This window comes from Pseudomonas sp. Pseusp9, assembly GCF_059491265.1.
Window position 1 is genome coordinate 2,727,693 of record NZ_CP168500.1, and the last position, 23,825, is coordinate 2,751,517.

Annotated in this window: 23 protein-coding genes; 8 read left to right on the forward strand and 15 right to left on the reverse strand. The window is 60.2% G+C overall.

The features are described from left to right. Window positions 1-10 precede the first annotated feature (10 nt). The gene (locus ACEN8E_RS12330; RefSeq protein ID WP_495592843.1) at window positions 11-1,168 is read right to left on the reverse strand and encodes an efflux RND transporter periplasmic adaptor subunit; all 1,158 of its coding nucleotides are present in this window, start codon (window positions 1,166-1,168) and stop codon (window positions 11-13) included. Between the two features lie 277 nt (window positions 1,169-1,445). Between ACEN8E_RS12330 and ACEN8E_RS12335 the strand changes: the two genes are divergently transcribed. Continuing rightward, window positions 1,446-2,147 (forward strand): response regulator, encoded by a 702-nt coding sequence (locus tag ACEN8E_RS12335; protein ID WP_223502649.1) that lies wholly within the window; start codon window positions 1,446-1,448, stop codon window positions 2,145-2,147. 4 nt (window positions 2,148-2,151) lie between these two features. Next, entirely contained in the window at window positions 2,152-3,453 is a 1,302-nt protein-coding gene (locus tag ACEN8E_RS12340) for an ATP-binding protein (RefSeq protein ID WP_495592844.1), read from the forward strand. Between the two features lie 24 nt (window positions 3,454-3,477). On the opposite strand, the gene ACEN8E_RS12345 is transcribed toward ACEN8E_RS12340, so the two are convergent. From ACEN8E_RS12345 to ACEN8E_RS12380, 8 genes are all read right to left on the reverse strand, one after another. Beyond that, window positions 3,478-4,239 carry an anti-sigma factor gene (locus ACEN8E_RS12345; protein WP_495592845.1) on the reverse strand — a complete coding sequence of 254 codons (762 nt, stop codon included), beginning with the start codon at window positions 4,237-4,239 and terminating at the stop codon, window positions 3,478-3,480. Further along, a complete protein-coding gene (locus tag ACEN8E_RS12350) occupies window positions 4,239-4,721 on the reverse strand; it encodes an RNA polymerase sigma factor (RefSeq protein ID WP_495593311.1) in 483 nt (160 codons plus the stop codon). The genes ACEN8E_RS12345 and ACEN8E_RS12350 overlap by 1 nt, the downstream gene beginning before the upstream one ends. A 66-nt stretch (window positions 4,722-4,787) precedes the next feature. Then, window positions 4,788-5,330, reverse strand: a complete 543-nt coding sequence (locus tag ACEN8E_RS12355; RefSeq protein ID WP_495592846.1) for a tetratricopeptide repeat protein — start codon at window positions 5,328-5,330, stop codon at window positions 4,788-4,790. 200 nt (window positions 5,331-5,530) lie between these two features. Further along, window positions 5,531-6,484, reverse strand: a complete 954-nt coding sequence (locus ACEN8E_RS12360; protein ID WP_495592847.1) for a D-2-hydroxyacid dehydrogenase family protein — start codon at window positions 6,482-6,484, stop codon at window positions 5,531-5,533. A 13-nt stretch (window positions 6,485-6,497) separates the two neighbouring features. Then, window positions 6,498-7,523, reverse strand: coding sequence for an alpha/beta fold hydrolase (locus ACEN8E_RS12365; protein WP_495592848.1), 1,026 nt, complete (start codon window positions 7,521-7,523; stop codon window positions 6,498-6,500). Between the two features lie 85 nt (window positions 7,524-7,608). Beyond that, the gene (locus ACEN8E_RS12370; RefSeq protein WP_495592849.1) at window positions 7,609-8,043 is read right to left on the reverse strand and encodes a YqaA family protein; all 435 of its coding nucleotides are present in this window, start codon (window positions 8,041-8,043) and stop codon (window positions 7,609-7,611) included. Beyond that, a complete protein-coding gene (locus tag ACEN8E_RS12375) occupies window positions 8,043-8,489 on the reverse strand; it encodes a DUF411 domain-containing protein (RefSeq protein ID WP_495592850.1) in 447 nt (148 codons plus the stop codon). The genes ACEN8E_RS12370 and ACEN8E_RS12375 overlap by 1 nt, the downstream gene beginning before the upstream one ends. Window positions 8,490-8,720: 231 nt before the next feature. Then, on the reverse strand, window positions 8,721-9,716 hold the full coding sequence (locus ACEN8E_RS12380; RefSeq protein ID WP_495592851.1) for an aldo/keto reductase: 996 nt from the start codon (window positions 9,714-9,716) through the stop codon (window positions 8,721-8,723). 117 nt (window positions 9,717-9,833) lie between these two features. Here ACEN8E_RS12380 and ACEN8E_RS12385 point away from each other — a divergent pair, with 117 nt between their 5' ends. Further along, a complete protein-coding gene (locus ACEN8E_RS12385; protein ID WP_495592852.1) occupies window positions 9,834-10,760 on the forward strand; it encodes a LysR family transcriptional regulator in 927 nt (308 codons plus the stop codon). A gap of 7 nt (window positions 10,761-10,767) precedes the next feature. Here the strand turns inward: ACEN8E_RS12385 and ACEN8E_RS12390 are convergent, their stop codons facing one another. Beyond that, window positions 10,768-10,905 carry a hypothetical protein gene (locus ACEN8E_RS12390; protein ID WP_495592853.1) on the reverse strand — a complete coding sequence of 46 codons (138 nt, stop codon included), beginning with the start codon at window positions 10,903-10,905 and terminating at the stop codon, window positions 10,768-10,770. A gap of 158 nt (window positions 10,906-11,063) precedes the next feature. Between ACEN8E_RS12390 and ACEN8E_RS12395 the strand changes: the two genes are divergently transcribed. Then, on the forward strand, window positions 11,064-11,252 hold the full coding sequence (locus ACEN8E_RS12395) for a hypothetical protein (RefSeq protein WP_007970993.1): 189 nt from the start codon (window positions 11,064-11,066) through the stop codon (window positions 11,250-11,252). Between the two features lie 8 nt (window positions 11,253-11,260). Here the strand turns inward: ACEN8E_RS12395 and ACEN8E_RS12400 are convergent, their stop codons facing one another. From ACEN8E_RS12400 to ACEN8E_RS12410, 3 genes are all read right to left on the reverse strand, one after another. Beyond that, window positions 11,261-11,632, reverse strand: a complete 372-nt coding sequence (locus ACEN8E_RS12400; RefSeq protein ID WP_495592854.1) for a fe2+ zn2+ uptake regulation protein — start codon at window positions 11,630-11,632, stop codon at window positions 11,261-11,263. A 390-nt stretch (window positions 11,633-12,022) separates the two neighbouring features. Continuing rightward, window positions 12,023-13,024, reverse strand: a complete 1,002-nt coding sequence (locus ACEN8E_RS12405) for a FecR family protein (RefSeq protein ID WP_495592855.1) — start codon at window positions 13,022-13,024, stop codon at window positions 12,023-12,025. 139 nt (window positions 13,025-13,163) lie between these two features. Next, the gene (locus ACEN8E_RS12410) at window positions 13,164-17,957 is read right to left on the reverse strand and encodes a dermonecrotic toxin domain-containing protein (RefSeq protein WP_495592856.1); all 4,794 of its coding nucleotides are present in this window, start codon (window positions 17,955-17,957) and stop codon (window positions 13,164-13,166) included. Window positions 17,958-18,176: 219 nt separating this feature from the next. Between ACEN8E_RS12410 and ACEN8E_RS12415 the strand changes: the two genes are divergently transcribed. Next, window positions 18,177-19,217, forward strand: coding sequence for an Ldh family oxidoreductase (locus ACEN8E_RS12415; RefSeq protein WP_495592857.1), 1,041 nt, complete (start codon window positions 18,177-18,179; stop codon window positions 19,215-19,217). 138 nt (window positions 19,218-19,355) lie between these two features. Here ACEN8E_RS12415 and ACEN8E_RS12420 read toward each other — a convergent pair whose 3' ends face one another. Further along, window positions 19,356-19,673, reverse strand: a complete 318-nt coding sequence (locus tag ACEN8E_RS12420; RefSeq protein ID WP_495592858.1) for an ElaB/YgaM/YqjD family protein — start codon at window positions 19,671-19,673, stop codon at window positions 19,356-19,358. Between the two features lie 164 nt (window positions 19,674-19,837). Between ACEN8E_RS12420 and ACEN8E_RS12425 the strand changes: the two genes are divergently transcribed. Then, on the forward strand, window positions 19,838-20,092 hold the full coding sequence (locus tag ACEN8E_RS12425; protein ID WP_057400121.1) for a hypothetical protein: 255 nt from the start codon (window positions 19,838-19,840) through the stop codon (window positions 20,090-20,092). A gap of 9 nt (window positions 20,093-20,101) precedes the next feature. Here the strand turns inward: ACEN8E_RS12425 and ACEN8E_RS12430 are convergent, their stop codons facing one another. Beyond that, entirely contained in the window at window positions 20,102-21,010 is a 909-nt protein-coding gene (locus ACEN8E_RS12430) for a LysR family transcriptional regulator (RefSeq protein WP_495592859.1), read from the reverse strand. Between the two features lie 84 nt (window positions 21,011-21,094). Between ACEN8E_RS12430 and ACEN8E_RS12435 the strand changes: the two genes are divergently transcribed. Together ACEN8E_RS12435 and ACEN8E_RS12440 are read left to right on the forward strand one after the other, a co-directional pair. Beyond that, entirely contained in the window at window positions 21,095-22,018 is a 924-nt protein-coding gene (locus ACEN8E_RS12435; RefSeq protein WP_495592860.1) for a carbon-nitrogen hydrolase family protein, read from the forward strand. Between the two features lie 136 nt (window positions 22,019-22,154). Then, a complete protein-coding gene (locus ACEN8E_RS12440) occupies window positions 22,155-23,819 on the forward strand; it encodes an AMP-binding protein (protein ID WP_495592861.1) in 1,665 nt (554 codons plus the stop codon). Window positions 23,820-23,825 lie beyond the last annotated feature (6 nt).

Consider the following 23,825-nt stretch of genomic DNA (forward strand, 5'->3'; position numbering starts at 1 on the left):
AGCGTCCTGCTTACTGGCCAGTCACCTGGGCAAGTGGAAGAGGGGTGTTGTCGATCTGCACTTTCTCGCCGGGGCGGGCGTGCTGCAGGCCTTCGATGACGATGCGATCGCCTGCCTTCAGGCCGCCGGTGACGATCCAGCGATCGTTTTGCACTGCGCCCAGCTCGACCGGTTGCTGACCGACACGTTGTTCGGCGTCGATCAGCAGCACCTGGGCGATGCCGGCGCTGTCGCGCTGGACGGCACGTTGCGGCACGCTGATGCCTTGCTGGTTGACCGCTTGTTCCAGGCGTACGCGCACGAAACTGCCGGGCAACAAGTCGAGGTCGGGGTTGGGGAACTCGCTGCGCAGGATGATCTGGCCGGTGCCCGGGTCGACGGTGATGTCGCTGAACAGCAATTTACCCGGCAGCGGGTAGAGGCTGCCGTCATCCTGAATCAGCGTGGCCTTCGCCTGGCCCTGGCCGACCTGCTGCAACTGTCCGGAACGGAAGGCGCGGCGCAGTTCGTTGAGCTCGCGGGTGGACTGGGTCAGGTCGGCATGAATCGGGTTGAGTTGCTGGATCAGCGCCAGCGGCGTGGTTTCGTTCTGCCCGACCAGCGCGCCTTCGGTGACCAGCGCCCGACCGATACGCCCGGAAATCGGCGCGGTGACGGTGGCGTACCCAAGGTTCAAGCGGGCGCGTTCCACCGCAGCCTTGCTGGCAGCGACGTCGGCGGCGGTCTGTCGCGCGTTGGCCCGGGCGTTGTCATAGTCCTGAGCGCTGATGGCCTTGTCGTCAATCAATTGGGCGTAGCGTTGCTCCTGCAACCTGGCCTGGAACGCGTTGGCTTCGGCCTTGCGCAACGCCGCTTCGGCGCTGTCCAGGTCGGCCTTGAACGGCGCCGGGTCGATGCGGAACAAGACATCACCCTGTTTCACGTCACTGCCTTCACGGAAGGTCCGCTGCAAGACCACGCCGGCCACGCGCGCGCGCACTTCAGCGATGCGCGGTGCGGCAATCCGCCCGCTCAGTTCACTGCTGATGGTCAGCGGCCGCGCTTCGATGGTTTCGATGCGGACTGTGGCCAGCGGCGCCTGTTCCTCGGCGTTCGAGGACTTGTCACAGGCGCCCAGTGTCATCGCCAGCGCGATCAGGCTGAGCCTGGCAAGCAGATTCTTCGACATGTCATACCCCAATAAAGACCCCCAGCATCCTACTGGGCGCCAGCGAGGTTAGCGGTGAAGCTTTGTTGGTGCTGTGTGAAATTGTGTAAGGGTTTTACTCAGGGACGGGTGAGGGCGTATATCCTTCAGTCCTTGATTTATTCAGTGGCTGTTGGTCCGCCATCGCGAGCAGGCTCGCTCCCACAGGGACTTTGTGTACGGCACAGAACCAGTGTGGGAGCGAGCCTGCTCGCGAAGAGGCCGGAACAGACGCCCATGTACTTTCTGGAAACACCCCATGCCCAACATCCTCCTGGTCGAAGACGACACCGCCCTCGCCGAACTGATTGCCAGCTACCTGGAGCGCAACGGTTATTCCGTCAGCGTGATCGGCCGCGGTGATCAGGTGCGCGAGCGTGCGCGGCTCAATCCGCCGGACCTGGTGATCCTTGACCTGATGCTGCCCGGCCTCGACGGCTTGCAGGTCTGTCGCCTGCTGCGCGCCGATTCGGCGACTTTGCCGATCCTGATGCTCACCGCCCGCGACGACAGCCACGACCAGGTCCTGGGCCTGGAAATGGGCGCCGACGACTACGTCACCAAGCCATGCGAGCCGCGTGTGCTGCTGGCCCGGGTGCGGACCCTGTTGCGCCGCAGCAGCCTCAGCGAGCCGCAGACCGCCAATGACCGCATTCTGATGGGCAACCTGTGCATCGATTTGTCCGAACGTACCGTGACCTGGCGCGGGCAATTGGTGGAACTGTCCAGTGGCGAGTACAACCTGCTGGTGGTGCTGGCCCGGCATGCCGGTGAGGTGTTGAGCCGCGACCAGATCCTGCAACGCCTGCGCGGCATCGAATTCAACGGCACCGACCGATCGGTGGACGTGGCGATTTCCAAGTTGCGGCGCAAATTCGACGACCACGCCGGCGAGGCGCGCAAGATCAAGACCGTATGGGGCAAGGGCTACCTGTTCAGTCGCTCCGAGTGGGAATGCTGAGCCGATGTTCAGAATCCTCTTTCGTTTGTACCTGGTGACCATCGTCTCGTTCAGCGCAGCGATCTACCTGGTGCCGGATCTGGTGATCAAGGTGTTCCACGAGCGCTTTATCACCTACAACCTCGACTATTCCCGTGGGCTGCAAACGCTGATCGTCAAACAGTTTCACGCGGCCCCGGCCGAACAGTGGCCGGCCCTGGCCGCTGAAATGGACAAGGACTTCAACCCACTGCACATCGTGCTCAGTGCCAATGATGACAGCAGCCTTACACCCGATGAACAGCAGCGCTTGCGCCGTGGCGAGAATGTCGTGCGCGTGGGCGACTGGGGCTGGCGCACGCTGGCGGTCGCGCCGCTGAATGAGCGCACCGTGGTGCAAATGGTCGTGCCCCCGGATCCGCTGGACGTCAACCTGTTGTACTGGAGCATCAACGTGCTGATCGGCGCGACCATGCTCGCTTGCCTGTTGCTGTGGCTGCGCCCGCACTGGCGTGACCTGGAACGCCTCAAGGGTGCGGCCGAACGCTTTGGCAAGGGCCACTTGAGCGAGCGCACGCAAATCTCACCGAGTTCCAACATCGGCAGCCTGGCCAATGTGTTCGACACCATGGCCGGCGATATCGAGAACCTGCTCAACCAGCAGCGGGACTTGCTCAATGCGGTGTCCCACGAGTTGCGCACGCCGCTGACGCGCCTGGACTTCGGCCTGGCGCTGGCGCTGTCCGACGACTTGCCGGCGGCCAGCCGCGAACGTCTGCAAAGCCTGGTGGCGCATATCCGGGAGCTCGATGAATTGGTGCTGGAGCTGCTTTCATACAGTCGCCTGCAAAATCCGGCGCGGCTGACGGAACAGGTCGAGGTGTCGCTGGATGAGTTCATCGACAGCATCCTTGGTAGCGTCGACGAAGAAATGGAGTCTCCGGATATCGTCATCGACGTGCTGCTGCACGGCCAGCTCGAACGCTTCAGCCTGGATCCGCGCCTGACCGCCCGCGCCTTGCAAAACCTGCTGCGCAATGCCATGCGCTATTGCGAGAAGCGAATTCAGATCGGTGTGCAGGTGTACGCCGGTGGCTGTGAGATCTGGGTCGACGATGACGGCATCGGCATTCCGGACGACGAGCGCGAGCGGGTTTTCGAACCCTTCTACCGCCTCGACCGCAGCCGTGACCGCGCCACGGGTGGTTTCGGATTGGGCCTGGCAATCAGCCGCCGCGCGCTGGAGGTCCAGGGCGGCATGCTGACGGTGGAAGCCTCGCCGCTGGGCGGGGCGCGGTTTCGCTTGTGGTTGCCACCTTCGGCCTGACGCATCCAGGTGAAAAAACGTCTATCAAGCGCTCAACCGGCTGCGCAACAGCGTGGCCATATCCTCCAGATCCGTCATCGGCTGATGCCCGATCAGCATCCAGGCGTGTTCCATGTCTGCCCAATACACGATATTCAGCTCGCGCCGCTGTTCCCGGGCGAAATGGCGACTGCCGCTGTTTGAGCGGGTGACGCACAGTGCCATGGGGCCGTGCACCGGATCGAGGTAGGTGATCTGGGCGATGGGCGCACCGTCGTACTCGAGGACTTGCGCACGCTTGAACTCGGCACGGGGCAGGCTCAGTTTTGCCGGTGCGAGGTCAAGGCCCAGGCGCGCATCGATGGTCCGCAGTTGTGCCTGTTGGCTGGCTTCGTCAGCGGGTAAATGATCCAGGGTTTCCGGCACGTAGAGCGCCATGTAGTCGGCCACCAGGCCGCGCCAGCTGTGTGTCTGCTGACTCGCTTGCCAGCCGAGAAACAAACGGTCCGCCAGCACGCCGCCGGCCAGCAGTCCGGCCGCCGCGGCAAGGAACCAGCGTCGATTGAGCGCAGGCCGGACGGGAGAGGGCAGCGTGGCGAGCATGGCTTGCAGGCGATCCACCGGCGCCTGCCGGGCCAGTTCATCATAGGCGTCCTTGAACGGCAGGCTGCTGCGATTGAGCCATTGCAGGCGCAGGCCGAGCATCGGGTCGGCGATGATCGCCGCGTCGATGCGCGAGCGCTGCTCGCTATCGAGTTGGTTGTCGAGGTACGCCACCAGTTGTTCGTCCGAGGGTCTGACGCTCATCAATGTTCTCCTCGGTTAGGGTTGGGCACCGTGTGCAGCGGTGGGTATTCGGCCAGTTTCGCCCGAGCCGCGGCCAGGCGGCTCATGACCGTGCCGATGGGCACTTGCAGCACATCGGCGACTTCGCGGTAGGACAACCCTTCGACGTAGGCGAGAAACACGGTTTCGCGCTGGGCCTCGGGCAAGGCATCGACGCGGCGGATGACCTGTGCTGCCAACACGTGGGTCTGCGCCACGGATTCTCCATCGAACGACAAGGCCTGATCGGCATCCACCCAGCCCTGACCTTGACGCACCCGTTGGGCGCGGACTTCGTTGAGCCAGATCGAATGCAGAATGCTCAGCAGCCAGCGGTCCATGCGCGTTCCCTCCACGTATTGCGCGGCCCGCTCAAGCGCCCGCACGCAGGTGGCCTGTACCAGGTCATCGGCGACATGCCGTTGTCGGGACAACAGCAGGCCGTAGCGCCATAAACGCGCCAGATGCTGGTAAAGCTCCGTTCGTATTGTCTGATCGCTGGCGATGGCGACCTCCGTCCGCTCGGGTTGTCAGGTTTTCGATGAGCCGTCGATGGCTTCGGCCAGGTCCTGATACTCCTCGCACTGGGTATTGCCGCAGATGGCTTTGATCTGCTGCAGTTGCTCCTGTGCAAGATCCAGCCGGCCTTTGATCACATAGGCCTCGCCGAGGTATTCACGGACTTGCGCGTATTGCGGGTCGAGTTTTACCGATTGCAGGTAATAACCGATGCCTTCGTCGGTACGCCCCAGTTTACGCGTGGCGTAGCCGCGATAGTTCAACGCTTTTGCGGTATTTGGCTGTTTCAGTGTGTCGAGCAGGGCCAGGGCTTCTTCATAACGCCCGTCCTTGGCCAGTTGATAGGCATAGTTGGTGCGGTCTTCGTCAGGTACCAGGTTGCTGGTCTGCCTGACGCAGCGCTGCGATCGGGTATCGAGCACCTGGCCTTTGGGGCAGTTGGGCCTGGCGGGGGGCTCGCTGCCGCCGCCGCCACCGTTGGCCAGGGCGAAGGAGCCGGACAACGCAACGGTCAGCAACAGCGGGGTCATCAGAACGGCAAAACGAATATTCATGGGCTTGGCTCCACAGGTTCATGCGTTTCAGTTCAGGTCGCGCCCTGTCAGATGCAGCGCAAGGTCGAAACAGCCAACGGCTTGAACAATTGAAGGGGGCTGACGACCCCCGGCAATCTTATGTTCACGGTTGATGTCATGAGAACACCGCAGCAAGAACAATTATTCATTACGCTGCGACGATGAATGATGACTCGCTATCAGCCCAGCAAACGAATGGGGGAGCCGGCAGACCAGGCCTGGATATCCTCGATCATTTGCGAGAAAAACAGCTGGTAGTTCTGTTGGCTCACGTACCCGACATGGGGCGTCGCCAGCACGTTGTCCAGCGTCCGGAACGGATGGTGGGCGGGCAGGGGCTCCTGTTCGAAGACGTCCAGAGCGGCACCGGCCAGCCGCTGTTTCTGTAGCGCCTTGATCAGTGCCGCTTCATCGACAATCGGTCCGCGAGCGGTATTGACCAGCAGCGCCGTGGGCTTCATCCAGCCCAGTGCCTGCGCGTCCACCAGGCCGCGGCTGCGGTCGCTGAGCACCAGGTGCACCGACAACACATCGGCCTGTTCGAACAGTTCCTGCTTGCTGACATAGGTCACGCCGACTTGCGCCGCACGTTCGGTGGTGAGGTTTTCACTCCAGGCAATGACGCGCATGCCGAACACCTGACCGAACTGAGCGATGCGCTGGCCGATGCTACCCAGACCGAGGATCGCCAGCGTCTTGCCATGCAGGTCGCCACCCAGACCTTGTTGCCAACGGCCGGCACGCAAGGCATTGGCTTCGACAACCAGGTTGCGGGTTGCGGCCATGATCAGCGCCCAGGTCAGTTCCGGTGCGGCGTGTTTGTAGCTGTCGGTGCCGCAGACCTGAATGCCCAGCGCAGCGGCGGCTTTCAGGTCCAGGGCCGCGTTTCGCATGCCGCCGGTCACCAGCAATTTGAGCTTCGGCAGGCGGCGCAGCAGGTCTTCGTCGAAGCGGGTGCGCTCGCGCATCACGCAAATCACCTCAAACCCTGCCAGACGCTCGGCCAGGGATGGGTTATCGGTGGGGTAATCATGGAGAAAACTCACCTGACCGACGCTGTCCAGCACCGACCAGTCCACCACATTGCGCGCCACATCCTGCCAATCATCGAGCACTGCAATCTGTATAGGCATCAGCCTTTCCTCTTCAACGCACGGGGTTGGTCTTGTTCAGCCAGGCGAGCAGGGTCTGGTGGAATTCTGCCGGTTGTTCCATCTGTGGCGCGTGGCCCATGCCAGGAAATTCGACCAGCGTGGACTGGGGAATCAGTTTGGCCACTTGTTTGCCGAGGATGTCGTAGTGCCCGATTTTCGCCTTGACCTCGGGTGGGGCGATGTCACTGCCGATGGCGGTGGTATCGGACGTTCCGATCAGCAGCAGGGTCGGCATCCGCAGGTTGTGGAATTCGTAGTACACCGGTTGGGTGAAGATCATGTCGTAGATCAGCGCCGAGTTCCACGCGACCTGCGTGTGTCCCGGGCCTTTGTTCAAGCCGGCGAGCATGTCGACCCAACGATCGAATTCAGGCTTCCAGCGTCCGCTGTAATAGGTGGTGCGTTCATAGTTGCGGATCCCGTCGGCGCTGAGCTTGAGTTCGCGTTCGTACCATTGATCAACCGTGCGATAGGGCACACCGAGGGCTTTCCAGTCTTCCAGGCCAATGGGATTGACCAGCGCCAGTTGCTCGACCTGTTCGGGGTATTGCAAGGCATAGCGAGTGGCGAGCATGCCACCGGTGGAGTGGCCTAGCAGGGTCGCTTTCTGGATGCCCAGCGCCTTGAGCAATTGCTGGGTGTTCGTCGCCAGTTGCTGGAAGCTGTATTGATAGTGCGCCGGTTTGCTGGAGGTGCAGAAGCCTATCTGGTCCGGGGCGATGACCCGATAGCCGGCGTCGCTGAGGGTTTTGATCGAACTGTCCCAGGTGGCGCCGCAGAAATTCTTGCCGTGCATCAGCACCACGCTGCGACCATTGGCCTTGCCGCGGGCGGCGACGTCCATGTAACCCATTTGCAGGGACTGGCCCTGGGATTCGAACGCAAAGTGCTTGAGCGTGTACGGATAGTCGAAACCCTGGAGTTCGAGGCCATATGCCGGTCCTTCGGCGTGAGCGATGGCGGGCAGTGTGGCGGTCAGCAACAGGCCGGATAACCAGCGGGAGTAGGGGCGCGGCATGAGGCAACTCCATGGAAAATCCGCCGATGCTGGATCGGCTCGATTAGGGCGATATTAAACACAGGCAATCGCCGCCCATGATGGTTCAACCCATCCAGCCCAATGTCGCCACGGCCAGCACGCCGTAACGGGCGCCTTTGGCCAGCGTGACCATCAGCAGGAAGCGTCCCGGTGGCTCGCGCATGACCCCGGCGACCAGCGTCAGCGGATCGCCGATCACCGGCAGCCAACTGAGCAGCAATGACCAATGGCCGTAACGTTGGTAATGCTGCCGGGCCTTTTCCAGATGCCGGGGGCTCACCGGAAACCAGCGCCGGTCGCGGAACCGCTCGATCCCGCGCCCCAGCCACCAGTTAAGCAGCGACCCCAGGACATTGCCGAGCGTTGCCACCGCCAGCAGCGCCCAGAACCAATACCGATCGCTGAGCAGCAGTGCGACCAGCACGGCTTCGGATTGCAACGGCAGCAGCGTAGCGGCACCGAATGCGGCGAAAAACAGCCCGAGGTACGCACCAGACATCAATGGGCAGGGTAGTCTGCAACCACCACGTCGGTGCCGTCCTTTTTCAGGCCAATGACCTGATAGGCATCGGTCATGCCGTCCATTTCCATGCCGGGCGACCCCATGGGCATGCCGGGGGCGGCGACGCCCAGCAGATCGTCGCGCTTGCTCAGTGCCAGGACCTGGTCGGCCGGGACATGACCTTCGACGAATTTGCCGTTGATCAATGCGGTATGGCAAGACGCCAGGCGCGGTGGTACGCCGTGTTGTCGCTTGAATTCACTCATGTTGGTTTCGACGTGGTCGTCGACCTTGAAGCCGTTGGCCTCCAGATGGGTGATCCATTTTTTGCAGCAGCCACAATTGGCGTCGCGATGAACCTCTATCGGAATGAGATCGGCGGCCTGGGCCAGGGAAGAAATGAACAGGGCGCTCAGGGCGATCAGGCGCAGAGGGTTTCGCATGGGATTCGTCTCGGCTAACGGGCAAAAAAACGCATTCTGACCATTTTTTCCGGTCAGGCGTTCAAGGAGTGTTTCGAAGTGCTACAAGGATCCGCCGTTCAATGATCGTAGATCAACGCTGTCAGGCAGATGAGGGGCACATTACAAAATCGTCAGGTGCAAAGGTCTGCCGGCCAGGGCCTGACGCTGTGTTGCCCGGCCTGCTCAAAGCATCGAACAGGCCGGTGACCCTTACCGATCAAGCAGTTTCATGACTTCTTCCGGATAACGCAGGCCAGCGGTGGCATTCGTCGCAAAGATCGCCTCGAGTGCGTGCAGTTCTTCGGCGTTCAGCGTCACCTCCAGGGCAGCCACGTTCTCTTCAAGGTAACGGCGTTGCTTGGTGCCCGGAATCGGAATCAGGTAATCACCCTGGGCCAGCACCCACGCCAGCGCCAGTTGGCCCGCCGTCACGCCTTTTTCCGCCGCCAGGGCCTGCACTTGCTGCACCAGCAGCAGATTCTTCGCGAAGTTTTCGCCCTGAAAGCGCGGACTGAAACGGCGGTAGTCGTCTGCCGCGAAATCATCCGGACTTTTCAATGCGCCAGTCAGAAACCCCCGGCCCAAAGGGCTATAAGGCACAAATGCAACGCCCAGACGCTGGCAGGCCGCCAGGCAACCGTTTTCTTCCTGATCACGGCTCCACAACGAGAATTCACTTTGCAACGCACTGATCGGATGAACCTTGTGCGCCCGTTCCAGTGTTGTCACCGAGGCCTCGCTCAAGCCCAGATAACGGACTTTGCCGGCACAGACCAACTCGGCCATGGCACCAACGGTTTCTTCAATGGCCACCTGCGGGTCGATGCGGTGCTGGTAATACAGGTCGAGGGTGTCCACGCCGAGGCGTTTCAAGCTGCCGTCGATGGACTGGCGAATGTATTCCGGCCGACCGTTGACGCCCCGGGCAACGGGGTTCGCCGGGTCGCGGACGATACCGAACTTGCTGGCCAGGAACACCTGGTCGCGCTTGCCGGCAATGGCCTTGCCAATCAGTTCTTCATTGCTGTACGGGCCGTACATGTCGGCGGTATCGAGCAGGTTGACGCCCAGTTCCAGCGCGCGATGCAGGGTGGCGGTGGCTTCGCGGGTGTCCGTGCCGGTGGTGTAGAAGTCGGTCATGCCCATGCAACCCAGGCCGATGGCCGAAACCTGCGGGCCGTTTTTTCCCAATTGACGTGTTTGCATGAAATCAGCTCCCTGTGAAGTGAATCGCCATTGTTCGCCTCGACAGAAACAAGATAAACCGGATAAAACGGCTATCACTATTCATTAAATCTAAATAATCTGCCGGTGGAGCCAGCAATGGACCGTTTCAACGCGATGCGCGTCTTTACCCGAATCGTCGAGTTGGGAGGCTTTGCCAAGGCCGCCGACAGCCTGCAATTGCCCCGGGCCTCGGTCACCATCCTGATCAAGCAACTGGAGGCGCATCTGGGGGTGCAACTGCTGCAACGCACCACGCGGCAGATCAGCCTGACGCTCGACGGTGCGGCCTATTACCCGCGTTGCGTACGCTTGCTGGCGGATCTTGAAGAGACCGAAGCGGTGTTCAGTGCAGCACGGCACAATCCCAAGGGGCTGTTGCGCGTGGACATGCCGGCGGGAGTGGGGCGCCTGGTGGTGATCCCGGCACTGCCGCAATTCACCGCCCGCTATCCCTTGATCGAACTGGAGATCGGCTTGAATGACCGACCGATCGACCTGATTCGTGAAGGTGTCGATTGTGTATTGCGTGGCGGTTCGCCGCTGGACGATTCGTTGGTGGCGCGGCCGCTGGTGATGATGGATCAGGTGACCTGTGCCAGCCCCGACTACCTGCAGCGGCACGGAATGCCACGTGCGCTGGATGACCTGCGTGGGCACCAGGTGGTCGAGTACTTTTCCAGCAGCAGCGGAAAACGCTATGGGCTGGAGTTTGTCGTGGATGGCCAGGTGCAGTCGCTCGACCTGCCCAAGCAAGTGGCGGTCAACAGCGCCGATGGCTATCTGGCGGCGTGCGAGGCCGGATATGGTCTGGTGCAGACGCCGTACTATCACGTGGCGCGGCAACTGGAGGAGGGACGTTTGATTGAAGTGCTCAGGGAAGTGCCGCCACCGGGCATGCCGATGACGGCGCTGTATCCGCCGCACCGCCAGTTATCCCGGCGGGTGCGGGTGTTTGTCGATTGGCTGGTGGAACTGTGTGCCCAGCCTGGCAATGACTTTTACAGAAAAAACTCGGGGCGTTGAGCCGCCGTTAACGATGTTGGTAGTAACCCGGTCCGCCATGGCTGTAGTAGTGATCGTGGTGCCGGCCCCCATGGGGGTAAATAATGCAACCGCTCAGGGTCAGGAGGGCAAGCAGGGGAATCAGCAGTGTGATTCGACGCAACATTTTGAAAGTCCTCATGGTTATTGCCGTAATGAAGCGAAAAATCTTCATCGGCTGTAACATGAGACCGCGCTTATAGCAGGTCATTCCCGAAACAGGGTAAGCGCCTGGCATGCATGTCGACACAAACCGGACACATTTTTCAGATTCAGGAACCCGCAATGACTCAGTCGCAACGTTTGAAATACTCGATTCTGATCTCCCTGGTGGTACTGGGGATCATGTTTGGCCTTTCCTGGTTGCAGAATACCGGTGTCATCAGCGAAAAAATGTTCCAGTACATCGCCATTGGCGTGGCGGTGATCGTGGTGGTCATCAACGGCGTGATGCGCCGCAAGGTCAAGCCCTGATCATTCGATCATTGGTTGCGCAGGATGGCAGCCGCCTGAGGATGCAGGCTGTAGCTTTTGTCGGGGTTGAGGACAATCACGCCTTCGCTGCACAAGCGCTTCAACACTTCACGCACGCTGAGAAATGACAGGGGAATATCCAGGTCCAGCAATTGGCTGTGCACGCCACGCACGCCAAGGCTGCGGTCGCTTTCGGCGGCCGTCAGCAAGGCATCGATGACTTTCAGGCGGATCAGGCTGGTTCGCAGGCCATAACTTTTGAGCAGGACCCGGATGCGCTCATTGCTGTGGCGATCGCTACGCGGCTCGAATACGCCGACTCCCGAGGAAGTACCCTTTGGCGCATTGCTACCGTCCGTTGGCAGTTGCGAGTTGTACATTGCAAAACTCCTTTTCAGGGCCTGATCAGGAAAAAGTGGGCGCTCTTGCATGACTGGACGTATGAGCAGCGCAAATCATGAAGGCTCAAATGTAGAAATTTTGTCGCCAGCATGTGATCAACCTGTCAGCTCATGCACCAATGTGCGGGAAAGCCCTGAATTTCTGATGTGAGCTTCGTCCCTGCAGGGAGGTACGGTGCGTGTGGGCAGGCGCAGCAGTGGCCATCGTTTTTTCGATCAGGAGCGAGCAACAGATCACTGCCGATCTGCAGTATCAGTTGCAGACCATCCGCCAGCGGGATGAAAAGGCTGCCAAGGTGGTCGCGCAGTGATCTGAGGGGTATTTGAAATGAACGAGGAAGGCCGCTCCCCGCAAAGTTTGCGGCGTTTTCAGCTTTTCGGGGTCTTTTGCGGAATCGCGTTGACCACCAGGTTGCCGTTGTCATTGCGCGTCAGGTACACCGGCAGTACCCGGGGCAGGGACTTCACCAGGCCGTTGATCTCCTTGATGTTGTAGATGCCACCGATGTGGATCGAGCCGGTGCTGTTGTCAGCGATCATCAACGGTTTATCCAGGTAGCGGTTGATCAGGGGCAATGCATCGGCCAGCGCCAGATCGTCGAGCACCAGCTTGCCCTGGCGCCAGGCCAGCGAACTGTCGTGTTCGTAGGTATCGCTGATGCGTGGAGCGAAATCACCCTGGCGATAGCTCGCCTGCATCGCCGGACCCAGCCGCAGACCGTCGCCGGGCTGGTCATCGTTGCTGCTGACCAGCACCGAGCCTTCGATCAGGTTTACCTTCACGTGGTCTTCATACATCCAGACGTTGAATTTCGTACCGGTCACGCGTATGCGGCCTTCGGCCGCCTTGACGACAAACGGGTGACGAGTGTCGTGGCTGACGCTGAAGAACGCCTCGCCTTTGTTCAGCGTGACCTGGCGTTGATCCTTGTAGTTGCTGTAGGTCAGTTCACTGCCCAGGTTCAACTCAACCTGACTGCCATCGTTCAAGGTGACCGTGCGGACATTGTCGGTCGATTCGAAATGCTGGTACGAATTGGGTAGCCAACCAAGGTGCCAGCCGCTGAACGCAGCCAGCGGCAATGCCAGAGCACACACGGCGGCAGCGATGCCCATGGTGCGCCAGGGCATCTGCGGTTTGGTATGAACCATCGGCACGACGGGGGCGGGGCAAGGCAAGTCCCCGGCAACATCCCGGATCTCCAGCATCGCCTCGTACTCGAAGGCGTGGAGCGGATGCGTATCTCGCCATTGTGCGAATGCCTGGTGTTCTTGCTCGGTGCAATCACTGGCGTGCAAACGCATGCACCAATGCGCAGCGGCATCGGTGATGGCGTCGTATTCGGCTTCCGTGAGCGTGCGTTCGGTCATTGGCTCATCCTGATTTCGCGCATTCTAACCTTGGGGGAAAGTCTGCGAGAACTTCCGTCATGGCAATTACCCATCAACGTGCGTTTATTTTTCGCCTGAGCGCTGCGCAGAACGGCGGTTCTGCGCATTTTGTCGGAAATCAGGGTGCAGGCAGGGGGGCCGGGTCCAATTGTCGTCCCATCTGGCAAATCAAATGTGCAATCGAGTCGGCATTGCGCAGTATGGTGTCGATGCGTACGTCGGCATTGGTCCTGAACGCGTTTCGCGCTTCCTCGATTGTTTCGCAACCGGTTGTTTTCAGGACTTCCCTTCCGATGTGTTCGGTTTCAAGAATTGAATCAAGGCTGATCCAGGACCTTAACTTACTATTCCATTGGGAGAATAATTCCTCTTGAGGCGTATCCAGGGACAGTGCCTCCCTCTGAAAGACCTCTTGGGAATGCCGGGTAGCCGCGCCTAATCCAGTTATCGAACTTATCAGATCGGTGAATGGTCGCCTCGCTTCAAGATACGTAATATCTATCGCTTTTGAAAAAAGATGAGCGAACTCGTGAATCAGGATGGCGGCGCGGGCATGACCTTCGATATCAAAAGGTTGAGTCAACATGAGTCTGTACGAATCGAGTTGTTGATCAAAGAATTTTTCTGTGAAGTGCACATGCCTGCGTGCATCTTTGCGAACGACAAAGGCACTGGTGTCTTCTATTCCCTTACGCACTGAGCCAACGATAAAGCGCTCCGAATCCATCAGCTCTTCGTCGGGATCCACCAACGCATTGCAGATGGGGACAACGGCTTGCCGAATCTTATCGAGCAGACGGGTATCGACTTCGTCGACATCAAAGAAAACCTTAAGCAAGCCATCAAGGCGCGTGCCCTTTTCGAGGCGCCGGGCCTGTACCAGATTGTGCAGACTATTGAAGGCGTAGTAGCGCGCCATGTCGATGGCTTCCACGATCTGGCGGGCTTTTTCCGGGTGATTGGCGCGGATGCTGGCCATACCTTGGGCTTCGATGTTGAAAGCGTAACGAACTTCGCGATCTGCCGCGTATTCGTTAATCATCTTCGACAGGGACTTGCCGAAATGCAGGGTATGACGATCCGGGGCGAGCACCAGTTGCCCGCTGGGGCTTTTCAGAAGCGAGGGCCCGTTTTTCCCGTCCTTGCTGATTTGCCACGTGACCCCCGGTTTGGCCACACCATAGACTTTCCCGGCGACAGTGGCATAGTGCAGATGACTGAGCGGGGTCCCGTAAGTACCCTCAGCATCATTTCTGGTCAGGTCGTTCAAGGCCACCGTTGAGTCTTCGAAGGGTTGCAACTCGGTGCGTGTCGGCGCTGTCGGCCTGATCTGCGACCATTGCGGGTCAACCACCGGTGTCTTGACGGGGGCGGTTTCGACCGCTGCCTGGCAGATTGCCGATTCCAGTGACAATCGCCCCAGCGTGATCATTTGCGCGGCGCCGGCGATGAATTCCAGCAAGGCCTGTTTCCAGTGGTGGTCCTGCAGCCCCTCGGCCGAGGCCTCGAAATCCTTGAAGCTTTGCCACAGGAACTGCCCATAGGCGAGCTTGCCCGGCAATAGCCCGGAAATCAGCTTGATGCCCGAGCTGAACAGGTTTTTTGCGGCTTCCCAGTCCATCTGGCCGGACTTTTCATCCCGACTGCCAAGCATCTGCGCAAGCAGGTTGATGTTGTCGTTGTATAGCTGGTCAAGAAAATTGCCGGTAAGCGGTGAAGAGGCCAGCGTCATGTCGCTGGGTTGCCCGACGGTTTCCCTGAACAGATTGCTGAACACTGACTGCTGACTTTCCGGCAGGCGGCGAATGACCAGGTCCTGCAGGAGCCCTGGAACATTGATGGCCGCGATAACGTCGGCCTCACTCCTGAACTCACTGAAGACGGAGCCGGCATGGTAGGGCGCATACAGAACTTGTGGCCCGGCATGCCCGGTACCCGGACCAATCAGGTACAGCCCCAGGGTTTTAACCGCGGTAGCACCTGCCGTTTTGATCAGTTCCAGCGGCCTGACAGTGGCGTGGGCTCCGATAACCGTCGCCCGGGCGGTTGCATCGGGCATGTCCAGCACCTGGCACATCAGATCGAATGCGCCGTCGGTAAGATGTTGCTGCAATGCCAGCGCATGGGCGTGTTGCAGAAGCTGCCACGGTAACTGCTGGACAAACCGCAGCTTTCGGCTGGCGGCGTCGATGCCTGTGCCAGTCAGCATGTCTGTCACCGTTTTGCCGTAGTCGTTCCGGATGTTCAGCGACAACAAGAGCTGTTTCACCGCCATTTGGTCAAGCCGCTCGGGTATCGCACGCGTGGTGGTGGACGCCAACGTGAACCCGGTGCCTTGAGCAATGTTGATGTGATTCAGGGCAAACTCGGTCAGGGTCCTGGACGGCCCTGCCAATGCCAGGTCAGGGGTAATCTCGATTTGGTCGGGGTCAAGTTCCGAACCGGGAAAGCGGCTGGCAAGCAATGCTGTCAGGCGGTCATGGGCGAAGGATGAGAGTGTTTTGATCCCGTGCAGATAATCTTTGTCTTCGGTGACGCTGTTGCGGTATTGCTCGAGCAACTCGATGTGCAATTGCTGTTCATCGACCGGGGCCATGCCGAGCCAGGCAGGCAAAGTCTGCTGTTGGTAAATCGCGCTGGCGATCCGCGCCGCTCTGCGCAAATTGGTATCGATGGCCGTCCTGGTCATGTCTTTCAACGTTTTGGCCAGTTTAGTGTTTATGAGCCCGAATGAGCGCATGTGCCCACAAGCTCCCAGGAAATGCTCGATAGAAGACTGTGCTAGGTGGTGCAGGACATTACCTTCGATCAGGCGCAATGAGTCGAGCGAGTAGCGCTGGTGAAATTTGCGTTGGTCAGGGTGCAGGTTTTCCAGCAGTTCCAGGCGTTGGTGAGGGTCGAGCAGACGCTGGTTCAGTGCCAGCCGTGCGCTGTCGACCGTGGCGAACATCTCCAGCCCCGTCGCAGGCATCCATAGAATGGCGCGTCCGGAGTGTCGGGCGTCGAGTCCGCCACGCTCTGTCAGCAACATGCAATTGGCCAGGGGTATCAGGTTTTGCTGGCCGGTACATTTGAGCATCAGCGCGTAGGCATCCGGCCGGAAACCATTGAGCGCACGACGACTCATGCGATCTGCCCGATCCGGGTGGAACACTGTATCGACGATGGCTTGCCCGGCACCTGTCAGCGTAGCGTCGAGCACTCTCAGACTGGCCTCTCCCCGTATGCCTACGGAAAACGAGTGACCCAGTTGCGGCTTCATCTTTTCCAGATAGTCGCGTTGCAGCGCCAAAGTGGTAACCGGCTGGGCGCCCAGATCCGCGCTGTTCAGCGCATCGATGTCACTGAATGTTTTCAGGCTGGCCGCTGCAGTTTCTGCCCGTACGATGGAGGGCTGTTGATTGCCAGCCAGCACCGGCCGTGTACTCCAGCGCCCTCTGGCGTTCAGTGTCAGCAAGCGCTCGCTGATCATTGCGCGTATATCCAGTGCCTTGTCGAACAAGGCGTGGATGTCCACGGTGCCGTCACTGTGACGAAACACCTGCAGGGCGTATTCGATGTTCTGCCGTTGTTTGGTGATGATCGCCTCGAACAGGACGTTGAATATCTGTCCGTGAATCACCTCCCCAGAAACATGCGGCCGATCGAAACCGATGAAACGATTGCGTTCTTCCAGACCAAGCAGGCCGTAGAGTTCATCCTCGTGGCCGGCTGCGCTGAACTTGCTGATCAAGGTGGTCTTGAGGTCCTGGTAATCCTGCAAAACCTGAAGCCCCTGGGTGGGCGTGTACAAATAGGCATTGGCATGGCTGATCATCAGTGAGCCGGCCAGTTCCACGTAGTTGGCCTGGTGTTCCCACAGGCGCACAGTCTCCAGGGTAGGTCTGTAGGTCGCTCCGACAACAGGCCGGATCATTGCATGCAAGTCTTGCCACTGCTCGGGGGTAATGATTCCGGCCTCACGCTTGAGCAGGATATCCGCTCGCGCCTGTTCACCAATGGCCCGGCTGAAAAATACCCGGCGCGATGTCCCATCGCTGGTTGTCGGCGCTTCCCAATAGAGCTCCAGGCGGTGAAATAGCAGGGGTATCAGTTGACCCGATACCGTTTTTATCGCTGTTTCCCAATGTTGTTGGTCAGTGCTGGCCGGCACTCTATCCGGATGGGAAAATTCGTGGACCTGCCCGGATGGCCATCGTTGGTGGCGGTAGTACTGCAGAACCACGTCACTCAGTGACAAAGAGCTATGCCAGCGGCGAGTCGGGTCGTTGCCGGGTTCCACGTAGTAGAAATTGACCTGTGTCCTGCTTTGGTCCAGTCCGGGAAACGACTTCTGCAGCAACTCGGCCAGTATGGCGTCGAGCAGGGATGCAAGGGGCGGCAGTTCAATCAGTTCGTCGAGCATGGCCTGTTGGTTCAAGCCTTGGTTCTTCTCAATGGCGGCGGTCTGTTCCTCAAACACGTCGCCCTCGATAGCCAGATAGGCCACATCGATATTGTCACTGGCTGCCAAGGCTTTGCGCTCGGCCAACGACATCAGTACCAACAGATCGTCGTCTTCGGCTGCATCGTTCAGTTGCTGCTCAAGCTGTTCCGTCAGCGTTGCTCGGCTGGCGTATTTCCGAATGCCGCCGTAGGGGGAATAGAGGATTACCCCGTTGGTTTCCGGAGTCGGGCTCATTACGAAACTGCCAGCCAGGGCCACCGGTTCCTGATTGGCCATGCCGAGCAGAATTTTTTCGACGAGCATTGGCGGGTTCTGTTGACTGCGTAATGTTCGGGTGGCCAGTTCCAGGTTTGCGAACCATTCAAAATCCTTTTGTGTCAGGCCGTGTGTTGTGCCCAGTTCGTCCCAGAGGCCGGGGGACTGGAGGGCTTCGGGGAAAAACAGCGGAGCAGGGGGTGTAGGCATCTTCGAGTCTCGTGCAAGGCGCGGTGCAATGCGCCAATGGAAGGAGCATCGAGACTAAAAGCCGGCGCCGGGGCGCGGGCGGTAGATAGTTAACGCACGGGCGGCTGGCGTTCGTGCCGGCCTGCGCTATCGAAGGGTTGACAGGTCGCTGCCGGCGCGTTGTTAATCGGCGGTCTACGTACGCTGTTGCCCCCTCCAATAATTAGTCTGGAGCTTCAGATGTCTGCGCCACACGATCACGCGTCCACTGCGGTCTCGCAACACCTGTCCCTTGAAGCGTTGAGCGCTTTGCTGGAGAAGATTTTCTTGCGTCACGGCACCTCGGCCGATGTTGCCAGGGTGCTGGCGCAAAACTGCGCGGGCGCCGAGCGCGACGGCGCGCACAGTCACGGCGTATTCCGGATCCCGGGTTATGTGTCCACGCTGCAAAGTGGCTGGGTCAATGGGCAGGCCGTTCCGATCGTCGAAGATGTGGCTTCGGGTTTTGTGCGGGTCGATGCCGCTAACGGTTTTGCACAACCGGCCCTGGCGGCCGCACGCGAGCTGTTGGTGCAGAAAGCACGAAGCGCTGGAATCGCGGTACTGGCGATTCGTAACTCACATCATTTTGCTGCACTGTGGCCAGATGTCGAGCCATTCGCCTATGAAGGCCTGGTGGCCTTGAGTGTGGTCAACAGCATGACTTGCGTCGTGCCCCACGGTGCCGACCGGCCGCTGTTCGGCACCAACCCCATTGCCTTTGCCGCCCCGCGGGCCGACGGCGAACCGATTGTCTTTGACCTGGCCACCAGTGCCATTGCCCATGGCGATGTGCAAATTGCCGCGCGTGAGGGTAAACGCTTGCCGGCAGGGATGGGCGTGGACAGCCTCGGCCAGCCGACCACAGACCCGAAAGCGATTCTTGAGGGCGGCGCTTTGCTGCCGTTTGGCGGGCACAAGGGCTCGGCGTTGTCGATGATGGTCGAGTTGCTCGCGGCGGCACTGACCGGGGGGAATTTTTCCTTCGAATTCGACTGGAAGAACCACCCCGGCGCCAAGACGCCCTGGACTGGCCAGTTGCTGATCGTGATCGATCCGGACAAAGCGGCGGGGCAAAGTTTTGCCGAGCGCAGCCAGGAGCTCGTGCGGCAAATGCACGGAGTCGGCCTGAAGCGCTTGCCGGGTGACCGGCGTCATCATCAGCGCGCCAGGTCGCAGGTCAATGGTATTGAACTGGATGCCCGGACGCTGGCGAACCTGCGGGAGCTGGCAGGACTCTAGACGAAATTTTTTGCACAGCCCCTGTGGGAGCGGGCCTGCTCGCGAAAGCGGTGGATCAGTCAACATGAATCCAGACTGACACGACCTCTTCGCGAGCAGGCTCGCTCCCACAAGGTTTGCGGTGTTTGATCGGAATGCTTACCTACGTCCCAGCAGCAACCCCACCACCAGCCCGAACCCGGCAGATACCGCCACGGTTTGCCATGGATGCCCGCCAATATAGGTTTCAGTGGCCTCGACCGCAGGCAGCGTCCGGTCGCGTACGCTGGTTACCGAATCCTTGGCCTGTCGGAGTTTCAGGGCGATCTGTCCGCGAAGGGTCTCCGCTTCTTCCCCGACCAGTGAAGCGCTGCTTTTCAGCAGTTTTTCCGACTCTTCGATCAGCGACTTGAGTTCGCTGAACGCTAGATCCTTGATTTGATCTTCGGCGGCTTGCGCGGCTGTTTTGCGGGCCATTGAAGTACTCCTTGCAGGTGAGTGGACAGTGAACAATGGAGTCTGCGGTTGTCGGAAAAGTTGCAACCATTTTGCCTGTTGAGGCCATCTTGCTGAAAAACCGGCGCAGGACGTTTCGTCCTACAGTGTAAGATGTCGCCTATTTTACGCAGCAGGATATTTCCATGAGCTTCAATCTGGCCGACAAACCCCTTGCCGAGCGCGCTGCGCTTGAAGACGAGAAATCCCGTCTGTTCGAACTCTGGCAAAACAACCTGGGCAAAGCCAAGGGCGAGGCCGCACGGTTGTTCGGCGAACGGGCCAAGCGCAAAGGCAAGTGGGCCGAATGGGTGCGCGCCGAGCTGGACGGCATGTCGCCACCGGAGTTCGCCAACATGGTGCGCAGTGAAGTCAATCGCCTGATGGCCGCCAACAAGTAACATCGGCTGTCACGCGAAACTCGCGACAATCGCTTCACGCACTTTCAACACCACCGGATCGAGCTGGGCACTGGTGCGCCAGCCCAGCTCGATCGGGTAGCGCGGCAACGCCAAGGGGCAGGGCAGCAACGCCAGTCCGCTGAGCGATGCGATGCTTTGCGCCGCATGGGCCGGAATGGTCGCAACGGCCTGGCTGCCCTTGAGCAAATGCGGCAACGCGGCAAAGTGCGTGGTCGAGGCGCACACCCGCCGACTCAACCCCAGCGTGGCCAAGCCCTCATCGGTAATCCCGATAAAACCGCCGGACGACACCAGAATGTGTTCACGGGCGACAAACTCTTCAAGACTGATGCTCTGCTGACCCGCGCCAAGGCTTGACGGGTCCGCCAGGCACAGGTATCCGCCTTCTCCCAGCACCTGACGGCTGAGCAGTCGCTCGGCAAATCCGCCTGCGGTAATCGCCAGGTCGATGCTGCGTTCCATCAATGCATGGGCGACGATCTGGCTGTGGGTCTGGCGGAAAATCAGCCGCAGTTTCGGCGCGGTGCGGGCGATTTCTTCAATCAGCCGCCGGCCGTAGGCAATTTCGAAATCATCCGACATTCCCACGCTGACCGAGCGACCGTCGTACAGTTGCGCGGCCGGATCGACCATCGCCAGGCTCTGCCGGCATTTGTTCAGGGCATCGCTGACCACCGGTTTGAGCTGATTGGCCTTGAGCGAGGGGGCCAGGCCTCGCCCCGTGCGCACGAACAGCTGATCGCCATACACCTCGCGCAACCGCCGCAGGGCTGCGCTGACCGCCGATTGCGTTACGCCCAGGCGCAAGGCGGCACGGCTGGCGCTGGACTCCTCGTGCAGTGCTTCGAAGACTTTGAGCAGATTGAGGTCGATGTCGGTGATATTCATTTGGCTCATATCATTCAGCAGTGAATCGGTCTTTATTCATGATCCTGTGGCGCCGGAGAATGAGCAACACCTGATGCGAATGGAGTGTGTGCGATGCCAAAATCAATCGTTGCTGCCCTGCAGATCGGCGCATTGCCCGGTGGCAAGGCTGAAACCCTGGAACAGATCCTGTCCTACGAAAGCGCGATCATCGAATCCGGCGCCGCGTTGGTGGTGATGCCGGAAGCGCTGCTCGGCGGTTATCCCAAAGGCGAGGGCTTTGGTACGCAGCTTGGTTTTCGGCTGGCGGAAGGTCGCGAAGCCTTTGCCCGCTATTTTGCCAATGCCATCGACGTACCCGGCGCGGAAACCGAAGCGCTGGCGGCACTGTCCGCACGCACCGGGGCCAATCTGGTGATCGGCGTGATCGAGCGCGCGGGCAGCACGTTGTACTGCACTGCGCTGTACTTTGATCCGCAGGACGGGCTGATGGCCAAACACCGCAAGTTGATGCCCACCGGCACCGAACGGTTGATCTGGGGCAAAGGCGATGGTTCGACACTGCCGGTGATCGACAGCCAGGTCGGGCGCATCGGTGCGGTGGTGTGCTGGGAAAACATGATGCCGCTACTGCGCACGGCGATGTACGCCAAGGGCGTGGAGGTGTGGTGCGCACCGACCGTGGACGAGCGGGAGATGTGGCAGGTCAGCATGCGCCACATCGCCCATGAGGGTCGTTGCTTCGTGGTCAGTGCCTGTCAGGTCCAGGCCTCGCCCAAGGCCCTGGGCCTGGACATCGCCAACTGGCCGGCGGATCGGCCATTGATCGCCGGTGGCAGCGTGATCGTAGGTCCCATGGGCGACATCCTGGCCGGACCGTTGCGTGACAGCGCCGGTCTGCTCACCGCGCAAATCGACACTGACGACCTGGTACGCGCCCGCTACGACTACGACGTGGTCGGCCATTACGCGCGGCCGGATGTGTTCGAGCTGACCGTGGACGAGCGCGCCAGGCCCGGGGTGCGCTTCATCGCCTGAAACCCTGCGGGTTTTGGCCAAAGCAGTCAGGCAACTTGATAACTTTGACCATTGCCCGATACCCCGCGCAGAGCGAGTATTTCCCTGTTGATTACGGTTCCCCCCAACCTAATAAAAACACAACGGGACTCTGGCAATGCGCGATTACCTGTCTGCTACTTCTCAGTTCAATTATCAGCACACCGTCGACGCCGCACTCGCAGGCGACCTGACAGCCCTCAACGCCTGTGTCGAATGCTGTGACCGGCATGCCTTGCCGGGCCGCATCGCGCTGTTCTGGGAAGGACGTGACGGCACTGGTGCTACCTATACCTTCACCGAATTGCAGGACAAGGCCGCGCGTTTCGCCAATTACCTGCAGGCCCAGGGCGTGCAGAAAGGCGACAAGGTGGCCGGCCTGTTGCCACGCAATATCGAACTGTTGATCACCGTGTTCGCCACCTGGCGCATCGGCGCGGTGTATCAACCGCTGTTTACCGCGTTCGGCCCCAAAGCCATCGAGCACCGCCTGAGCTGCTCTGGCGCCAAAGTGGTGGTGACCGATGCGGTGAACCGGCCGAAACTGGCCGAAGTCGCCGATTGCCCGACCACGGTGACCGTCACCGGCCCCAAAGGGCAGGGTCTGGTTCGCGGCGATTACAGTTTCTGGGCCGAACTGGCCAATTATTCCGCCGACTGTGAGCCTGTGCTGCTGACCGGGGAAGATCCCTTCCTGCTGATGTTCACCTCGGGCACCACCGGCCCGTCGAAAGCGCTGTCGGTACCGCTCAAGGCCATCGTTGCGTTTCAGGGCTACACCCGCGATGCCGTGGATCTGCGCCCGGAAGATGCCTTCTGGAACGTCGCCGACCCGGGTTGGGCCTACGGCATCTATTTCGGTGTCACCGGGCCGATGTCCATGGGGCATCCGATCACCTTTTACGATGGCCCGTTCACGCTCGAAAGCACCTGCCGGGTGATCAACAAGTACGGGATTACCAACCTCACCGGTTCGCCGACCGCCTACCGTTTGCTGATTGCCGGCGGCGATGAATTCGCCAGATCGATCAAGGGCAAACTGCGCATCGTCAGCAGCGCCGGCGAGCCGCTGAACCCGGAAGTGATCCGCTGGTTCGCCGACAACCTCGACGTGGTGATCCACGACCACTACGGCCAGACCGAACTGGGCATGGTGCTGTGCAACCACCACGGCCTTGAGCATCCGATTCACATGGGCGCCGCCGGTTTTGCCTCGCCGGGCCACCGCATCGTGGTCCTCGATGACCAATACAAGGAACTGGGCGTTGGCCAGCCGGGCATCCTGGCGGTCGACCGCAGCCAATCGCCGATGTGCTGGTTCGCCGGCTACGAAGGCGGGCCGACCAAGGCCTTTGTCGGCAACTATTACCTGAGCGGCGACACTGTCGAGTGGAACCCGGACGGCAGCATCAGCTTCGTCGGTCGCAGCGATGACGTGATCACCACCTCCGGTTACCGGGTCGGTCCGTTCGACGTGGAAAGCGCACTGATCGAACACCCGGCCGTGGTCGAGGCCGCCGTGGTCGGCAAACCCGATCCGGAGCGCACCGAACTGGTCAAGGCCTTCGTCGTGCTCAGCCCGCAATACCGCGCCGAACCTGCGTTGGCCGAAGAGCTGCGGCAGCACGTGCGCAAGCGTCTGGCGGCGCATTCCTACCCCCGCGAAATCGAATTTGTCAGCGAGTTGCCGAAAACCCCAAGCGGCAAATTGCAGCGCTTTATCTTGCGCAACCAGGAAGTCGCCAAGGCTCAAGAGGCCGCGGCGAAGAACGTTCCAGCTTGAATCCAG

Coding starts and splice junctions, on each gene's coding strand:
- ACEN8E_RS12330 (WP_495592843.1), bottom strand. CDS start 1,168: ATGTCGAAGAATCTGCTTGCCAGGCTCAGCCTGATCGCGCTGGCGATG.
- ACEN8E_RS12335 (WP_223502649.1), top strand. CDS start 1,446: ATGCCCAACATCCTCCTGGTCGAAGACGACACCGCCCTCGCCGAACTG.
- ACEN8E_RS12340 (WP_495592844.1), top strand. CDS start 2,152: ATGTTCAGAATCCTCTTTCGTTTGTACCTGGTGACCATCGTCTCGTTC.
- ACEN8E_RS12345 (WP_495592845.1), bottom strand. CDS start 4,239: ATGAGCGTCAGACCCTCGGACGAACAACTGGTGGCGTACCTCGACAAC.
- ACEN8E_RS12355 (WP_495592846.1), bottom strand. CDS start 5,330: ATGAATATTCGTTTTGCCGTTCTGATGACCCCGCTGTTGCTGACCGTT.
- ACEN8E_RS12360 (WP_495592847.1), bottom strand. CDS start 6,484: ATGCCTATACAGATTGCAGTGCTCGATGATTGGCAGGATGTGGCGCGC.
- ACEN8E_RS12365 (WP_495592848.1), bottom strand. CDS start 7,523: ATGCCGCGCCCCTACTCCCGCTGGTTATCCGGCCTGTTGCTGACCGCC.
- ACEN8E_RS12370 (WP_495592849.1), bottom strand. CDS start 8,043: ATGTCTGGTGCGTACCTCGGGCTGTTTTTCGCCGCATTCGGTGCCGCT.
- ACEN8E_RS12375 (WP_495592850.1), bottom strand. CDS start 8,489: ATGCGAAACCCTCTGCGCCTGATCGCCCTGAGCGCCCTGTTCATTTCT.
- ACEN8E_RS12380 (WP_495592851.1), bottom strand. CDS start 9,716: ATGCAAACACGTCAATTGGGAAAAAACGGCCCGCAGGTTTCGGCCATC.
- ACEN8E_RS12385 (WP_495592852.1), top strand. CDS start 9,834: ATGGACCGTTTCAACGCGATGCGCGTCTTTACCCGAATCGTCGAGTTG.
- ACEN8E_RS12390 (WP_495592853.1), bottom strand. CDS start 10,905: ATGTTGCGTCGAATCACACTGCTGATTCCCCTGCTTGCCCTCCTGACC.
- ACEN8E_RS12395 (WP_007970993.1), top strand. CDS start 11,064: ATGACTCAGTCGCAACGTTTGAAATACTCGATTCTGATCTCCCTGGTG.
- ACEN8E_RS12400 (WP_495592854.1), bottom strand. CDS start 11,632: ATGTACAACTCGCAACTGCCAACGGACGGTAGCAATGCGCCAAAGGGT.
- ACEN8E_RS12405 (WP_495592855.1), bottom strand. CDS start 13,024: ATGACCGAACGCACGCTCACGGAAGCCGAATACGACGCCATCACCGAT.
- ACEN8E_RS12410 (WP_495592856.1), bottom strand. CDS start 17,957: ATGCCTACACCCCCTGCTCCGCTGTTTTTCCCCGAAGCCCTCCAGTCC.
- ACEN8E_RS12415 (WP_495592857.1), top strand. CDS start 18,177: ATGTCTGCGCCACACGATCACGCGTCCACTGCGGTCTCGCAACACCTG.
- ACEN8E_RS12420 (WP_495592858.1), bottom strand. CDS start 19,673: ATGGCCCGCAAAACAGCCGCGCAAGCCGCCGAAGATCAAATCAAGGAT.
- ACEN8E_RS12425 (WP_057400121.1), top strand. CDS start 19,838: ATGAGCTTCAATCTGGCCGACAAACCCCTTGCCGAGCGCGCTGCGCTT.
- ACEN8E_RS12430 (WP_495592859.1), bottom strand. CDS start 21,010: ATGAGCCAAATGAATATCACCGACATCGACCTCAATCTGCTCAAAGTC.
- ACEN8E_RS12435 (WP_495592860.1), top strand. CDS start 21,095: ATGCCAAAATCAATCGTTGCTGCCCTGCAGATCGGCGCATTGCCCGGT.
- ACEN8E_RS12440 (WP_495592861.1), top strand. CDS start 22,155: ATGCGCGATTACCTGTCTGCTACTTCTCAGTTCAATTATCAGCACACC.